Annotated in this window: 13 protein-coding genes; 6 read left to right on the top strand and 7 right to left on the bottom strand. The window is 67.4% G+C overall.

Going from position 1 to position 13,619, the window contains the following annotated elements; all coding sequences use genetic code 11:
• Positions 1-89 precede the first annotated feature (89 nt).
• Positions 90-701 (top strand): 50S ribosomal protein L25/general stress protein Ctc, encoded by a 612-nt coding sequence (locus tag ACTVZP_RS19100; RefSeq protein ID WP_443213764.1) that lies wholly within the window; start codon positions 90-92, stop codon positions 699-701.
• Between the two features lie 133 nt (positions 702-834).
• Positions 835-1,551, top strand: a complete 717-nt coding sequence (locus tag ACTVZP_RS19095) for a DUF5765 domain-containing protein (protein WP_443213763.1) — start codon at positions 835-837, stop codon at positions 1,549-1,551.
• A gap of 4 nt (positions 1,552-1,555) precedes the next feature.
• Here ACTVZP_RS19095 and ACTVZP_RS19090 read toward each other — a convergent pair whose 3' ends face one another.
• Positions 1,556-1,870: an antibiotic biosynthesis monooxygenase family protein gene (locus ACTVZP_RS19090; RefSeq protein WP_443213762.1), complete on the bottom strand. Its 315-nt coding sequence runs from the start codon at positions 1,868-1,870 to the stop codon at positions 1,556-1,558.
• Between the two features lie 296 nt (positions 1,871-2,166).
• On the opposite strand from ACTVZP_RS19090, the gene pth reads away from it, so the two are divergent.
• Positions 2,167-2,844, top strand: a complete 678-nt coding sequence (pth, locus tag ACTVZP_RS19085) for an aminoacyl-tRNA hydrolase (RefSeq protein ID WP_443213761.1) — start codon at positions 2,167-2,169, stop codon at positions 2,842-2,844.
• A 159-nt stretch (positions 2,845-3,003) separates the two neighbouring features.
• Here the strand turns inward: pth and ACTVZP_RS19080 are convergent, their stop codons facing one another.
• Positions 3,004-3,768: an NAD kinase gene (locus ACTVZP_RS19080; RefSeq protein WP_443213760.1), complete on the bottom strand. Its 765-nt coding sequence runs from the start codon at positions 3,766-3,768 to the stop codon at positions 3,004-3,006.
• 166 nt (positions 3,769-3,934) lie between these two features.
• On the opposite strand from ACTVZP_RS19080, the gene glyA reads away from it, so the two are divergent.
• Complete coding sequence (glyA, locus tag ACTVZP_RS19075; protein WP_443213759.1) at positions 3,935-5,230, top strand: serine hydroxymethyltransferase; 1,296 nt, start codon at positions 3,935-3,937, stop codon at positions 5,228-5,230.
• Between the two features lie 173 nt (positions 5,231-5,403).
• Here the strand turns inward: glyA and ACTVZP_RS19070 are convergent, their stop codons facing one another.
• Complete coding sequence (locus tag ACTVZP_RS19070) at positions 5,404-5,775, bottom strand: hypothetical protein (RefSeq protein ID WP_443213758.1); 372 nt, start codon at positions 5,773-5,775, stop codon at positions 5,404-5,406.
• 92 nt (positions 5,776-5,867) lie between these two features.
• Here ACTVZP_RS19070 and ACTVZP_RS19065 point away from each other — a divergent pair, with 92 nt between their 5' ends.
• Positions 5,868-6,641 carry an alpha/beta fold hydrolase gene (locus ACTVZP_RS19065; protein ID WP_443213757.1) on the top strand — a complete coding sequence of 258 codons (774 nt, stop codon included), beginning with the start codon at positions 5,868-5,870 and terminating at the stop codon, positions 6,639-6,641.
• 72 nt (positions 6,642-6,713) lie between these two features.
• Here ACTVZP_RS19065 and ACTVZP_RS19060 read toward each other — a convergent pair whose 3' ends face one another.
• The 3 genes from ACTVZP_RS19060 to ACTVZP_RS19050 all read right to left on the bottom strand — a co-directional run bounded on the left by ACTVZP_RS19060 (position 6,714) and on the right by ACTVZP_RS19050 (position 9,181).
• Positions 6,714-7,223 (bottom strand): cytochrome b, encoded by a 510-nt coding sequence (locus ACTVZP_RS19060; protein WP_443213756.1) that lies wholly within the window; start codon positions 7,221-7,223, stop codon positions 6,714-6,716.
• Between the two features lie 29 nt (positions 7,224-7,252).
• Positions 7,253-7,429: a CTP synthetase gene (locus ACTVZP_RS19055; protein ID WP_443213755.1), complete on the bottom strand. Its 177-nt coding sequence runs from the start codon at positions 7,427-7,429 to the stop codon at positions 7,253-7,255.
• Between the two features lie 402 nt (positions 7,430-7,831).
• On the bottom strand, positions 7,832-9,181 hold the full coding sequence (locus tag ACTVZP_RS19050) for a DEAD/DEAH box helicase (protein WP_443213754.1): 1,350 nt from the start codon (positions 9,179-9,181) through the stop codon (positions 7,832-7,834).
• A 442-nt stretch (positions 9,182-9,623) separates the two neighbouring features.
• Here ACTVZP_RS19050 and ACTVZP_RS19045 point away from each other — a divergent pair, with 442 nt between their 5' ends.
• Positions 9,624-9,950, top strand: coding sequence for a hypothetical protein (locus tag ACTVZP_RS19045; RefSeq protein WP_443213753.1), 327 nt, complete (start codon positions 9,624-9,626; stop codon positions 9,948-9,950).
• Positions 9,951-10,254: 304 nt separating this feature from the next.
• Here the strand turns inward: ACTVZP_RS19045 and carB are convergent, their stop codons facing one another.
• Positions 10,255-13,584 (bottom strand): carbamoyl-phosphate synthase large subunit, encoded by a 3,330-nt coding sequence (gene carB / locus ACTVZP_RS19040; RefSeq protein ID WP_443213752.1) that lies wholly within the window; start codon positions 13,582-13,584, stop codon positions 10,255-10,257.
• Between the last annotated feature and the right edge of the window lie 35 nt (positions 13,585-13,619).

The following is a 13,619-nucleotide window of genomic DNA, read 5'->3' as shown; positions in this document are numbered from 1 at the left end:
TTTCCTTTCGCGGCCGGATCGGCTAAGGCGGCGCCTCGCGACCCCATGCACCCTTGGAGGATGGGGCGTTTCACATATGGAGAACCTCAATGGCTGGTGAAATCCCGGATTTCAACGCCGAGGTACGGACGGGGACAGGCAAGGGGGCCGCTCGTCAAGCTCGTCGTGAGGGCTACGTACCCGGTATCGTCTACGGTGGCGGTCAGGAACCGCTGTCGATCAACGTTCCGTACAACGACCTGCTGAACCGGCTGAAGAAGGGCCGCTTCCTGCAGACGCTGTTCAACCTCAAGGTCGAAGGCCAGGAAGACGTCCGCGTCATCTGCCGCGGCGTCCAGCGCGACGTCGTGAAGGACCTGCCGACGCATGTCGACTTCATGCGCCTGCGCCGCACGAGCCGGATCAACCTGTTCATCCACGTCACCTTCGAGAACCACGACAAGGCCCCCGGCCTGAAGCGTGGCGGCACCCTGACCGTGGTGCGCCCCGAGGTGGAACTGGAAGTGACCGCGGGCGACATTCCGGATCACATCACGGTGGACCTGACCGACCGTCAGATCGGCGACGTCATCCACATCAACGACATTCCGCTGCCGGAAGGCGCGACGCCGACGATCAGCCGGAACTTCGTCGTGGCCAACATCTCGGCGCCGTCGGGCCTGCGCTCGTCGGACAACGAGGAAGAAGCGGAAGAGGCCTGAGCCTCGATCCGACCGGACGGAAGGCGCGGGACCCCGGTCCTGCGCCTTCTTCATTTTCCGAAGCTGCGCATCTTCGTTTGCCTCCCTGGACACGGTCGGACATGCTCGTCCGGGTGGCTGGTGGGAGGTTCGCATGTGCTGGGGGACAGAGGTGACGTCGGTCATGGTCGCCGCCGGAGTGGCGGGAGCGGCCCTGACCTGGCACAGGAAGGATCCTGTCGCGGTCCCGGTCACGCTCCTCTACTTCGCGCTGATGGAGGGGCTGCAACTCGCCGGCTACATGGTCATCGACCAGTGCGGCAGTCCCGTCAACAGGGCCGCCACGCTGCTTTCGGTGCTGCACATCGCCTTCCAGCCGATCTTCGTGAATGCCTTTGCACTGGCAGTCGTCGCGCCCGGAATCGGTGCTGCTGGCCGGAAGCTCATCCTGTCGCTGGCCGCGTTGTCGTCCGCCCTGATGGTTGCGCAACTGCTGCCGGTCGAGGCGCTGGGCCAGTGTCAGATAGGACGCCCCCTCTGCGGGACGCCGCTCTGCACCGTGTCGGGCGAATGGCACCAGGCGTGGAACGTGCCTTATAATGGCCTGATGACGTGGTTCGACACCCTGCTCGGCACCAATCTCGGGTTCCCGCCCTACGTCCTGACGGTCTTCGTCATGCCCGTCTTCTACGGTGCCTGGCGCTTCGCCATCTTCCACCTCCTGCTCGGTCCGGTCCTGGCCTTCAGCCTGACCTCCAATCCGAACGAGGGCCCGGCCATCTGGTGCCTCTTCTCGATCGGCATCCTCGCCATCGCGCTTCTGCCGGCGGTGCGCCGGCAGTTCCGCGTCCCGACCGCCGTCAGCACCTGACGTCTCAGGCGCTGATGGACTGGACCGAGGAGAAGAGTTCGAGCTCGGGCGCGCCTGCATAGATGTCGCCCGTGCTGCCGGCCGAGCGGTGCGCCATGCGGAAGGCCTCGGACTTTGTCCAGGCGGTAAAGTCCTCCTCGGAAGCCCAGATCGTGTGGGATGCGTAGAGCGTGTGGCCCTCGCGCCCGGGTCCTCGCAACAGGTGGAACGAGACGAAGCCCGGCACCTCGGTCAACCGGCTGTCGCGGGTCTTCCAGACCTCCTCGAAGGCCGATTCCTGCCCGGTCTTCACCCGGAAGCGGTTCATGGCGAGATACATGCGCGACTCCTTCAGCTGGACGTGAAGTCTCGTCGCTTGCGGCAACAGGGGTCAAGGCCCGGGCCAACAGGGAGCCGAGGGCAAAGGCGGTCCTCTGCCGGACGTTGGGGGCGGACCGCCGTGCGTGCCCCGGCGCGGCATCGGAAGCGCGGTCCGGCCGCAGGGGGGCGCAGACGCGACCGAGGCCCGTCCGGCTTTCCGCAACTGCCCCGGGCGGTGCTGCATCTGGCAGAGGCCGGCCTTGCCGGACAGGCGGTGCGACCGTAAGTAAGCCGGGTTGCGGAAGGAGCCTGCGCATGAAGCTGTTCGTCGGTCTCGGCAATCCCGGTGCGCGCTACGCGGGCAACCGGCACAACATCGGCTACATGGCGGTCGAGGCCATTGCCGGCGCCCACGGCTTCGCCCCCTGGCGCTCGCGGTTTCAGGGTTTGACCTCCGAGGGGCGGCTCGGGTCCGAGCAGGTCCTGCTGCTGAAGCCCGAGACCTTCATGAACCTCTCGGGCCAGTCGGTCGGCGAGGCCATGCGCTTCTACAAGATAGCGCCCGCCGATGTCATCGTCTTCCATGACGAACTGGACCTTGCGCCGGGGAAGCTGCGGCTGAAGCAGGGCGGCGGTCATGCCGGGCACAACGGGCTGCGGTCGATCCATTCCCATGTGGGCGAGGCCTATGGCCGCGTGCGGCTCGGGATCGGCCATCCGGGGCACAAGGATGCGGTCTCGGCCTATGTGCTGAACGACTTCGCCAAGGCGGACCAGGCTTGGCTCGATGACCTGTTGCGGGGGATCGCGGACGGGGCCGAGGCGCTGGCGCGGGGAGACGGAGCGAAGTTCCAGAATGCTGTGGCGCTGCGCATGCAGCCGCCAAAGCCCGAGAAGCCGAAGCCTGCCGAGCGGGTGACGCCTGCCGACGCAGCCGAGGCCCAGCCGGATCCGCGAAACGCGCTTCAGCGCCTTGCCAACCGGTTCCGCTGATCCGGCAGCCGCCCTCGGTCCGACCGGATCGGCTGGCGCCGCTGCCGGGTGATCTTCGACCGGCTGTGCCGACCGCATCCGGCGACCCGGCATCCGGTCCGTCTGCCCCGCCATCGCGCCTGTCATGGTCCGCTCTGGCCCCGGAGCAGGGGCCCGGGCCTAGACGAACTGTTCCCGGATCAGCCGCTCCTCGAGCCCGTGGCCCACGTCGAAGAGCAGGCGGTGCCGCACCGCGGGCTCGGTGCGGATCTCGACCGAGACCACGTCGCGCACCGACCGTCCGTCGGCATCCGCCATGACCGGACGCTTCTTCGAGTCAATCACGTCGAAGCGGACCAGCGCCGTCTTGGGCAGCAGCGCCCCCCGCCAGCGCCGCGGACGGAAGGGCGCAATGGCCGTCAGCGCCAGCACGTCCGCGCCGATGGGCAGGATCGGCCCGTGCGCCGAGTAGTTGTAGGCCGTCGAGCCGGCGGGCGTGCAGACAAGAGCCCCGTCGCAGACGAGCTCCTCCATCCGCATCTTGCCGTCGACCGAGATCTTCAGCCAGGCCGCCTGCGGCCCGGCCCGCAGGAGCGAGACCTCGTTGATCGCGAGGCGGGTAAAGACCTCGCCCGTCTCGGTCATGGCGGTCATGATCAGCGGGTTGATGACTTCTTCCTCGGCCTCGGCGAGCCGTTCCCGCAGCCCGTCCTCGGAAAAGCCGTTCATCAGGAAGCCGACCGTCCCCCGGTTCATCCCATAGACCGGGATGTCGAGCTTCTGCGTCTCGTGCAGCGTCTGCAGCATGAAGCCGTCGCCGCCGAAGGCCACGATCACGTCCGCCTCGGGCAGCGGGCACTGGCCGTAGCGGTCGGCCATCCTTGCCAGCGCCTCCTGCGCGACGGGCGCGTTGCTCGCCACGAATCCGATGCGCTGTGGCGTCATGTGCCCCTCCGGCTGCCGTGGCGGCCAGTGTTGGACGCGGGCGGCGCCAAACTCAACCCCTGCAGGGAGACTGCTTCGCGCATTCCCGGGCTTGCGTCGTTTTCCTGCCTTTCTGTCGCGGCCCGGATGCTCTAAATGGGCGCATCCCTTGCCACAGGAGACGCCCATGAACGCCCCGCACCGCGACGATGGCTTCTTTACCGAAAGCCTGTCCTCTCGCGACCCCGAGCTTTTCGCCTCGATCACCGGCGAACTCGGCCGTCAGCGCGATGAGATCGAGCTGATCGCCTCGGAGAACATCGTGAGCCGCGCCGTGATGGAGGCGCAAGGCTCGGTCATGACGAACAAATATGCCGAAGGCTATGCGGGCAAGCGCTACTACGGCGGCTGCGACTACGTCGACGTGGCCGAGACGCTGGCCATCGAGCGCGCGAAGCAGCTCTTCGGCTGCGCCTTCGCCAACGTGCAGCCGAACTCGGGCAGCCAGGCCAACCAGGGCGTGTTTCAGGCGCTGATCAAGCCGGGCGACACCATCCTCGGGATGGAACTGGCCTCGGGCGGCCACCTCACGCACGGCGCGGCTCCGAACCAGTCCGGCAAGTGGTTCAACGCGATCCAGTATGGCGTGCGCCAGCAGGACCAGCTGATCGACTATGACCAGGTGGCGGCGCTCGCACGCGAGCACAAGCCGAAGCTGATCATCGCCGGCGGCTCGGCCATCCCGCGGCAGATCGATTTCGCGAAGTTCCGTGCGATCGCGGACGAGGTGGGCGCCTGGCTGATGGTGGACATGGCGCATTTCGCGGGCCTCGTCGCGGGCGGCGCGCATCCCTCGCCCTTCCCGCATGCCGATGTGGCGACCACCACGACGCACAAGACGCTCCGCGGCCCGCGCGGCGGCATGATCCTCACGAACAACGAGGAGATCGCCAAGAAGGTGAACTCGGCGATCTTCCCGGGCATTCAGGGCGGCCCGCTGATGCATGTGATCGCCGCGAAGGCGGTGGCCTTCGGCGAGGCGCTGCGGCCCGAGTTCAAGGCCTATGCCGCGCAGGTCGTGAAGAACGCGCAGGCTCTGGCGGACGAGCTGATGAAGGGCGGACTCGACATCGTCACCGGCGGCACCGACACGCATGTGATGCTCGTGGACCTGCGGCCGAAGGGCGTGAAGGGCAACGCGACCGAGAAGGCGCTTGGCCGCGCGCATATCACCTGCAACAAGAACGGCATCCCCTTCGACCCCGAGAAGCCGACCGTGACCTCGGGTGTCCGCCTCGGCACCCCGGCGGGCACCACCCGCGGCTTCGGCGAAGAGGAGTTCCGCGAGATCGCCCGGCTGATCGTCGAGGTGGTGGACGGGCTTGCAGCCAATGGTGAAGAGGGCAACGGCGCCGTCGAAGAGGCGGTCAAGGCCAAGGTGGCCGCTCTCTGCACGCGCTTCCCGCTCTACCCGACGCTCTGAGCGGACAGGGGCGCGCATCCCCGCGATGCGCCCCCTGCTTCATGGGCTTGACCGAGAGGCCTTCGGACGCCGCGGCGCTTGGAAGGCCACGGTGGGGCCTCCGGTCGCAGGACTCGGGCCGCAACGACCCGCAACGTGTCGCCGCCCCGGCCGATGTGCCGTGCGACGCCTTTTCAGATCAGACCGCGCCAGCGGGCGATGGCAAGTCCCGCGGCCCCGGCCACAAGTGCCAGCACGAGAGCCACCCGGAGGAAAGCCAGGAGCTTCCCCGCGATCCGCGCCTTCGCATCGACCGTGCCGAGATGCCGGACGCAGAGATCATAGTCCTCGGACACCTTTCCGAAATCGACCTGTATCAGGAGGCGCGGGTTCTGCGCCATCTCGCCCGCCTGTGCGAGGTCCCGCGCCGCTGCCCGGATCCTGCGCGGCAGGCGGCCCGCCCCGCGCCGCAGCTTGGCGACGCTGTCCTTGCCCCGCACGTGCAGCCGCTCCTCCATCAGGGCCGCCACACGATCCACCATCTGTCTGATCGCTACTGCACTCATCCCGTTCCCCTGCCTTCACGGCAGATTAGGAAGCGGCGCGGTCGCGATCAACCGGTCTGGCAGGCCACGCGACAAGAGGCTAGAACCGCGGCATGCTGAACACGACCTTCTACCGGGCCGAGCGCCCGAGCGATGCTCCTCCTCTGCTGATCGCGCATGGCCTCTTCGGGTCGGCGCGGAACTGGGGCGTGATCTGCCGGCGCCTCGCCGATACGCGGGATGTGATGGCGGTGGACATGCGCAACCACGGCGAAAGTGCCTGGACGGAAAGCCATCGCTATCCCGACATGGCCGCGGACCTTGCCGAGGTGATCGCAGCCAATGGCGGCCGCGCGGACGTGCTGGGCCATTCGATGGGTGGCAAGGCCGCCATGACGCTGGCGCTGACCGAGCCTCGGCTCGTGCGACGGCTGGTGGTGGCCGACGTGGCGCCCGTGGCCTACGATCACGACCAGACGCACCACATCGACGCGATGCGCAGCCTCGATCTGTCGAACGTTGCGACGCGGGGCGACGCCGACCGACGCCTCGCCGACGTGCTGCCCGATGCCGGGCTGCGCGCCTTCTTCCTCCAGTCGCTCGACCTCAGGTCCGACCCGCCCCGGTGGCGGCTGAACCTCGATCTGCTGGCGGCGGAGATGCCGCATATCGTGGGCTGGCCCGGGTGCGAGGGCGCTTTCGACGGACCGACGCTGTTTCTCACCGGCGAAAATTCGAACTACGTTCGCTCGGAATATCGGCAGACGATCCTATCGCTGTTTCCGAATGCGCGCTTCGCCGAGCTGAAGGGGACGGGGCACTGGCTCCACGCGGAGAAGCCCCGCGCCTTCGAGGAAACGGTCCGGATCTTCCTCGGCTCCGCTTGAGGCACTGCCAGTCACCTCTCCGGAAGCTGCGAGGGGCGCCGCGCGGGCGCCCCTCGCCGAACAGCTTGCGCGTCAGTCGCGGAGCTTCCGCATCCGGTCGAGCGAGCCGTCGCGCAGCACGAACTGGTGGAACAGCGAGATGCTGACATGCACCGCCACCACGAGGATCAGCAGGTATTTCATGCTGGCATGGGCCGAAGCCGCGACATCGTTCTGGTAGAACCATCCGATCGCGCCGAGGACCGGAATGGCGAGGATCGTGAGGTAGAGGAAGAACGTGAGTTCGTGCGTGACGAAGGCCAGGAATCCCTGCTCGGGCGTCTGAGGCTCGAACGTGGGCGCCGGCACGCCGCGGGCGAAGCGCAGCCCGACCCGCCAGCAGGCGATGAACAGCACCACGAACCCGATGCCGACATGCAGCCATGCCAGGACAGGCAGTCCCTGCGGCGTGCCGGTCTTCATCCCCTCGTAGACGGTCGTCATGGCGGGTCCGAGCAGGAATTGCACGACGACAAGCACCGGGACGGCCCAGTGCAGGATGATCTGCATTCGCGAATAGCCTGCCGGCACGTCCTTCGGCATGGGAATCTCCTTATCTGGCTGGCCGGGAATCAGGCGAGCTTGCGCGCGATGATGAAGCTGGCGGGCAGGGCTGCCACGAAGCCGATTGCCGCAGCAACCACGATCGGCATGAGAGTGTCGTTGCCGGTCACGAGGGCGATCACGATGCAGATGCCCATCAGCGTGACGGAGATGAACGAGAACAGGATCATCATCAGGCGGGTCATGGTTAAGGTCTCCGGGGTCCGGACCAACGCGTCCGACAGCAGTCTGCAGCGGAGAGAGAACTGATCGCCTTGATCCGCATCAACCCGGCCCGGCCAGCGCCGGCAACTCGTGCAGCCTGGCCGTTGTGCAGGGCGCAGCGCGGCGCCGTGAGGTGACGGGGAGGGGAGAAGGTGTTGCAGCGAAGGGTTGCCCGGCAGGCGGATGGCTGTGCCACCGGCGTCTGCCGGGCCCCCTCACGCAATACGTTGGTACTCGTAAAATAAACCTCCGGCGCTGCAGTCGCCGGGCACTCGTTACCACTCCGGCACACCGGACTTTCATTATGCGCGATCCTGCATGCGAACGCGCGTCGGAATCGTGGCCTGCGTCACCAGGAAGCAGGCCACGCCGCAGTCATCTTTTCAGCCGCGCGCGGCGTCTCCGCGCCGCGGACCGCGCTGGGGCCGCTTCGGCGCCGCAAGGCCTCCGGGCGCGCCCGACGTGCGGCCGGCCCGCGGATGCGCCTTGGCCGGCCCCTGGGGCTTGCCCTGGGGTTTGCCTTGAGGCTTCGCACCGGCCTTCGGCCGGCCGCCCTGCCGCGGCTTCTGCCCGGGGCGCGGCGCAGCGGCCACGATGTCGGCAGCCCAGGGGGCACCGCCCATGACCGGGATCGGCTGCTTGAGGAGCTTCTCCACCGCGCGCAGTTCTTCCATCTCGGCCGGTGCCACGAAGGCCACCGCGCTGCCCGCCGCCCCCGCCCGCGCGGTGCGGCCGATGCGGTGCACGTAATTCTCGGGCACGTTCGGCATGTCGTAGTTATAGACGTGGCGCACGCCCGGAATGTCGATGCCGCGCGCGGCGACGTCCGTCGCCACCAGCACGTCGAGCGTGCCGTCTCGGAACTCGGTCAGCGTGCGGTCGCGCTGGTTCTGGCTCTTGTTGCCGTGGATCGAGCCCGCCTTGAAGCCCCAGCTGACCAAGAGCTTCATCAGCTTCTCCGACCCGTGCTTGGTGCGGCCGAAGACCAGCGCCTGCTCGCCCGGATGCTTCTGGAGGTAGCTTTCCAGCAGCTTCGCCTTGTCGCCCTGCGGGGTGAAGTGAACGCCCTGCTCGATCTTCTCGACCGGCTTTCCGGGGGGCGCGACCTGCACCTTCACCGGATCGCGCAGGTAGGTGTGGGCCAGCTCCTCGATCAGCTTCGGCATCGTGGCCGAGAACAGCAGAGTCTGGCGGCGCAGTGGCAGGTAGCGCGCGATCTTCCGGAGGCTGTGGATGAAGCCCATGTCCAGCATCTGGTCGGCCTCGTCCAGGACCAGATAGCCCGTGTCGTCGAGGATCACCGCGTTGCGGTCGATCAGGTCGATCAGGCGGCCCGGCGTCGCCACCATGATGTCGGCCCCGCGGGCGAGCTTCTCGGTCTGGCGGTTGATCGAGGCGCCGCCGGTAATGGTCAGCACCTTGATCGGCGTGCCCTTGGTGAAGAGTTCGAGGTTCGCAGCGATCTGGCTCACCAGTTCGCGCGTCGGCGCGAGGATCAGCGCGCGGATGGTGCGCGGCGGCGGCGGGTGGCCCACGCCCAGCAGCCGGTGGAGGAGCGGCAGACCGAAGGCCAGCGTCTTGCCGGTGCCGGTCTGGGCGAGGCCCATCAGGTCGCGTCCCTGCATCACATGCGGGATCGCCTCCATCTGGATCGGGGTGGGCTTGGTGAACTGGGCCTTCGCGAGGCCCTGCATCAGGCGCTCGGAGAGGCCCAGGTTGCTGAAATCAGCCATGTCGATCTTTCGGTATATGCGGGCAGGCAGCCCGCGGAATGGGTTGTCTTCCCCCGAGGGGGAGCGGCAGGCGGGGCGGCACGTCGTGCCGCGGTGCCCCTGCGTGACGGTGGGAACCAGTCGCCGGACCCTGGCCCATGAGGGCGGCTGCTCACGCGGCAGCGGGTCGGAGGCGTCGCAGCGGACATGCGCGTTCGCTCTCGGTAAGTCAAGTCCGCTCTGGGCGGCTGCGCTTGAATCGAGTCGACTTCGCAAGCACCATTTCATGGCGCTCTGGCGGGTCAATCATTGCAACACTTAGGCTGGGAACGATTTTCCCGGCACACCCACATCCCTTCCACCCGCGCGAGCGCCGTCCTGCATGGCTCCGGTTCTGCCGGAGGATCTTCTGGCGGTTCCCGTCTTCCCGCGCCGGCAATCGCATTGTGACTGGGAGAAGCACGTGTGGCCCCTCGCGGTTCTGCTAGTGATCAGCATTGTGACCCTGCTTGGCGATTACCTCATCAAGAAGGCGACGGGGACCGAGCAGGGTCTGCTGAGCCTGACCTTTCTGGTCGGCATGCTCTTCTACGGATTGCCTGCCGTGGGCTGGTTCTACCTGATGAAGAGCCATTCGCTGGCGATGCTCGGCGTGCTCTACGCCTCGTCGACGGTTCTCCTGATGGCCGCCCTCGGGGTGTTCGTCTTCCGCGAGGCCTTCGGCCTTCGCGAGGCGATCGGCGTCAGCCTGGCGGTGGCGTCCATCCTGATCATGAGCCTGAGCGAGTAGGGGCCTTCCCTCCGCGATTGGAGGCAGGTCAACCGCGTGGCAATGCCCGGCGTTGACGATCATTTGCCGACAGGCCGACGGGCCAGTTCCGGCCCACCGCTTGCGCTCGGGGCATTCGGCTCACGATCCTCCACCGGAGGATCGTCCGGGCGCGCCTGTTCCGGCCAACCGCTTGCGCGCCGGGCGTTCGGCTCTGACGATCTTTGAACGGAGGATCGTCCGGGCGCGCCTGTTCCGGCCCATCGCTTGCGCGCTGGGCGTTCAGCGCTGACGATCCTCCACCGGAGGATCGTCCGGGCGCGCCTCACCCCTGCAGGGTGCGGACGCCGTAGCCTTCGCCGCGAACCTGCATGGCCTCGACGGCGGCGATGCTGGCTGCGGCGGTGGTGAAATACGGGATCTTGTCCATCAGCGCCACGCGGCGGATGTCCCGGCTGTCCGAGATCGCCTGCGCGCCCTCGGTCGTGTTCATCACCAGCGTGATGTCGCCGTTCTTCAGCAGATCCACGATGTTGGGCCGGCCCTCGTAGACCTTGTTGACGGAAACCGCCTCAATTCCCTGGGAGGCGAGCCACGAAGCCGTGCCGCGCGTGGCGACGATCTCGAAGCCCATGCCGGCAAGTCCCCGTGCCGCACCCGCCAGCGCGTCGGACTTGTCGGCATCCTTCACGGACAGGAAGACCTTGCCGCCCTCGGGCAGATGCGTGCCGGCGCCCATCTGAGCCTTGAGGAAGGCGAGCGGGAAGCTGCGGTCCCAACCCATGACCTCGCCGGTCGACCGCATCTCGGGTCCGAGGAGCGGGTCCACGCCGGGGAAGCGGGCAAAGGGCAGCACCGATTCCTTCACCGAGAACCATGGCGTGATCGGATCGGCGAGCGTCAGCGGATCGGCCAGCGGCAGGTCGGTGTCCGGCCCCACGCCCGCCGGATAGGGCGCGCGCACCGGGAAGGCCGAGAGCGGCTCGCCCGCCATCAGCCGCGCTGCGATCGAGGCGATGGCGCTGTCGGTGGCCTTGGCCACGAAGGGCACGGTGCGCGAGGCGCGCGGGTTGACCTCGAGGACGAAGATCACCCCGTCCTTGATGGCGAACTGCACGTTCATCAGGCCGACGACATGCAGCGCGCGGGCCATCTCGACCGTCTGACGCTTGAGTTCCTCGATGATATCCGAGGACAGCGAATGCGGCGGCAGGCAGCAGGCCGAGTCGCCCGAGTGCACGCCCGCCTCCTCGATATGCTCCATGATGCCCGCGACATGCACGTTCTCGCCGTCGCAGAGCGCGTCCACGTCCACCTCGATGGCGCCCGCAAGGTAGCTGTCGAGCAGCACGGGGCTGTCGCCCGAGACATGCACCGCCTCACGGATGTAGCGTTCAAGCTGCGCGTCGTCGCGCACGATCTCCATCGCGCGCCCGCCCAGCACGTAGGAAGGCCGGATCACCAGCGGATAACCGATCTCGCCCGCGATGCGGAACGCCTCGTCGCGCGAGCGGGCCATGCCGTTGACCGGCTGGCGCAGGGTCAGCTTGTGCAGAAGCTGCTGGAACCGCTCGCGGTCCTCGGCGAGGTCGATGGCGTCCGGCGTAGTGCCGAGGATCGGGATCCCCTCGGATGCCAGCGCCTGCGCGAGTTTCAGCGGCGTCTGCCCACCGAACTGCACGATCACGCCGTGCAAGGTGCCGTTGTCCTGCTCCACCCGCAGGATTTCCAGCACATGCTCCAGCGTCAGCGGCTCGAAATAGAGCCGGTCCGAGGTGTCGTAGTCGGTCGACACGGTCTCGGGGTTGCAGTTGATCATGATGGTCTCATAGCCCGCCGCGGTCAGCGCGAAGCAGGCATGGCAGCAGCAGTAGTCGAACTCGATGCCCTGACCGATCCGGTTGGGGCCCCCGCCGAGGATCACCACCTTCTTCGCCGCAGACGGCCGCGCCTCGCATTCCACGTCGCCCATCGCGGGGGCCTCGTAGGTGGAATACATGTAGGGGGTCTGGGCCTCGAACTCGGCCGCGCAGGTGTCGATGCGCTTGAAGACCGCCTTCACCCCGAGATTCCGGCGCGCGCGGCGCACCTGCGCCTCGTCGCGCCCCGTCAGCTTCGCCAGCCGAGCGTCGGTAAAGCCCATCATCTTCAGCTTGCGCAGGCCCTCTTCGGTGACCGGCAGGCCCTTGGAGCGGATCTGCGCTTCCGCATCCATGATCTCGCGGATGCGGGCGAGGAACCACGGATCGAAGGCCGTGGCGGCCTGGATCTCGTCATCCGACAGCCCGTGGCGCATCGCCTGCGCGATCAGGCGCAGCCGGTCGGGGGTCTGGGCCGAGATCGCCTTGATGACCGCGGCCTTGTCCGGCGCGCCGGGGATCGCGATCTCGTCGAAGCCCGAGAGGCCCGTCTCGAGCGAGGCCAGCGCCTTCTGCATCGATTCGTGGAAGGTGCGGCCGATGGCCATGACCTCGCCCACCGACTTCATCGCGGTGGTCAGTTCCGGCTTGCTGCCCGGAAACTTCTCGAAGGCGAAGCGCGGGATCTTGGTCACGACATAGTCGATGGACGGCTCGAAGGACGCGGGCGTCACCTTGGTGATGTCGTTGTCCAGCTCGTCCAGCGTGTAGCCCACGGCCAGTTTCGCCGCGATCTTCGCGATGGGGAAGCCCGTGGCCTTGGACGCCAGCGCCGAGGAGCGCGACACCCGCGGGTTCATCTCGATCACGACCATCCGGCCGTCGGCCGGGTTGATCGCCCATTGCACGTTCGAGCCGCCGGTCTCGACCCCGATCTCGCGCAGCACGGCGATGGAGCCGTTGCGCATGATCTGGTATTCCTTGTCGGTCAGCGTCAGCGCCGGGGCGACGGTGATCGAGTCGCCCGTGTGCACGCCCATCGGGTCCACGTTCTCGATGGAGCAGACGATGATCGCATTGTCCGCGCGGTCGCGGACCACCTCCATCTCGTATTCCTTCCAGCCGAGCAGGCTTTCATCGACGAGGATCTGCGCCACCGGCGAGGCATCGAGACCCGAGCGGCAGATCGCTTCATAGTCGTCGCGGTTGTAGGCCACGCCGCCCCCGGTGCCGCCCAGCGTGAAGGCGGGGCGGATGATCGCGGGCAGGCCCACATATTCGATCGCGGCCATCGCGGCGGCCACGCCCGCGTTGATGTCGTAGCGGCCGTTTTCCAGCTTTGGCGCTGCGATGATGGTGGCGCGGGGGTTCTCCAGCCCGATCCGGTCCATCGCCTCGCGGAACAGCTTGCGGTCCTCGGCCATCTCGATGGCCTCGCGGTTGGCGCCGATCAGCTGCACGCCGAACTTTTCCAGCACGCCCATGTCGGCCAGCGCCAGCGCGGTGTTCAGCCCGGTCTGCCCGCCCATCGTGGGCAGCAGCGCGTCGGGCCGCTCCTTCTCGATGATCTTGGCGACCACTTCGGGGGTGATCGGCTCGATATAGGTGGCGTCGGCCAGACCGGGGTCGGTCATGATCGTGGCCGGGTTCGAGTTCACCAGGATCACCCGGTAGCCTTCCTCGCGGAGTGCCTTGCAGGCCTGGGCACCGGAATAGTCGAATTCGCAGGCCTGGCCGATGATGATGGGACCAGCTCCGATGATCATGATCGAGCTGATATCGGTTCTCTTCGGCATTTGTGGCCCCACATCTATGGTCCCGCGGCGATCGG

This window comes from Rhodobacter sp. NSM, from assembly GCF_052244495.1.
Classification (GTDB): Bacteria; Pseudomonadota; Alphaproteobacteria; order Rhodobacterales; family Rhodobacteraceae; genus Cereibacter_A.
Note: the sequence above shows the minus strand (reverse complement) of the source record. Positions and strands in the feature narration are given on the sequence as shown.